This is a genomic window from Pseudonocardia sp. N23 (assembly GCF_002583555.1).
In the GTDB taxonomy this organism is placed as follows: Bacteria; Actinomycetota; Actinomycetes; order Mycobacteriales; family Pseudonocardiaceae; genus Pseudonocardia.
Genome location: NZ_BEGX01000093.1, coordinates 1 through 1,353 on the forward strand (window position 1 = coordinate 1; position 1,353 = coordinate 1,353).

The following is a 1,353-nucleotide window of genomic DNA, read 5'->3' on the forward strand; positions in this document are numbered from 1 at the left end:
GGGGATCGTCGTGTGCACGGCGATCGTCGCCCTCAACATCGTCCTGCTGTACCTAACAGCCATCGGGCGTGGTGCTCGGTCATGAGCGCGGTCAGCTGGCGAATCGCCTCGCCCGTGTCATCGGTCAACGCCCGGCGGGTGGCCGCCTGACGACGGCACCGCCACACGAGGTCAGTGTCGGCGTCCTGTGCCTCCGCGAGATCACTGGCCAGGTCCCGGAAGACCGGTCCGGCGCCGGTGTAGTCACCTGCGGTGAACTGCGCCTCGGCCAGCTCGAGGCGCAGTTGCAGCACCTGCGGGGCCACCGCCCCGAAGGCTTGCGCCGCCGGAGCGACGGCGGCTGCCAGCACAGTTGCGGCCTGGGAGTGTCGCGCCTGATGGGTGAGGGAGTTCGCGCGCTCCCGCGCCCGCTGGAGCTCGGTGAGGTCGAACCGAGGCTCAGCCGCGGGCGTCTCCCCGGGTGACGGGGGAGTACCGGCGGCTGCTGCCGCCGCCGGTGCCGGCCGCGCCGCGGCGATGATCCCGCGGATCCGTGCCCAGTTCTGCGCGGCCGCGGGGTCGAGCTCCTCGGCAGCGTCGATCAGCTGCAGCGCACGATCGTGGTCGGCGGCGTCAAATGGGCTCTTCGCAGATGAGGGTGTAGAGGGCGTGGGCGCGTCGCTCGTCGGATAGGGGTCGAGGTCCTCCGATGATGGAAGTTCTCACACTGCCCATCAGGAAGACCTCGACGTGCCTGACGCTACCTTCACTACCCCTGACCTGACCACGTTCGCCGGGCTGGACGAGCTTGGTCTCGAAGTTGTTGGGCAGCGCCTCGAAGCAGGCCGGGCGGTGCTGGCGCACGAGCCGCTGGGCTGGCGTCCCACGACGTTGCTGGTCACGGTGCGCCGCTACCGGTGCAGTGGCTGTGGTCACGTGTGGCGCCAGGACACCACGGGAGCGGCGGAGCCGCGGGCGAAACTCTCCCGCGGCGCCCTGCGGTGGGCGCTGGTGGCCATCGTGTGTCAGCACCTGACCGTGGCCCGCGTCGCCGAGAGTCTGGCCGTGTCGTGGAACACCGCCAACGACGCGGTCCTGGCCGAGGGACCGCGCGTGCTCATTAACGATCCGCACCGGTTCGACGGCGTGAAGGTCCTGGGCGTGGATGAACACGTGTGGCAGCACACCCGTCGCGGGGACAAGTACGTCACCGTGATCATCGACCTCACCCCGGTGCGTGAGGGCACCGGGCCGGCCCGGCTGCTGGACATGGTCGAGGGTCGCTCCAAGGCGGCCTTCAAGCAGTGGCTCGCCGACCGGCCCGCCTCCTGGCGAGCCGGCCTGGAGGTGGTGGCGATGGACGGCTTCACCGGC

Annotated in this window: 2 protein-coding genes; one reads left to right on the forward strand and one right to left on the reverse strand. The window is 70.5% G+C overall.

The features are described from left to right. Positions 1-32: 32 nt before the first annotated feature. A complete protein-coding gene (locus TOK_RS22975; RefSeq protein WP_098960083.1) occupies positions 33-350 on the reverse strand; it encodes a hypothetical protein in 318 nt (105 codons plus the stop codon). Positions 351-729: 379 nt separating this feature from the next. Between TOK_RS22975 and TOK_RS22980 the strand changes: the two genes are divergently transcribed. Beyond that, on the forward strand, positions 730-1,353 hold a 624-nt coding region (locus tag TOK_RS22980; RefSeq protein WP_172457727.1), incomplete at its 3' end, for a transposase.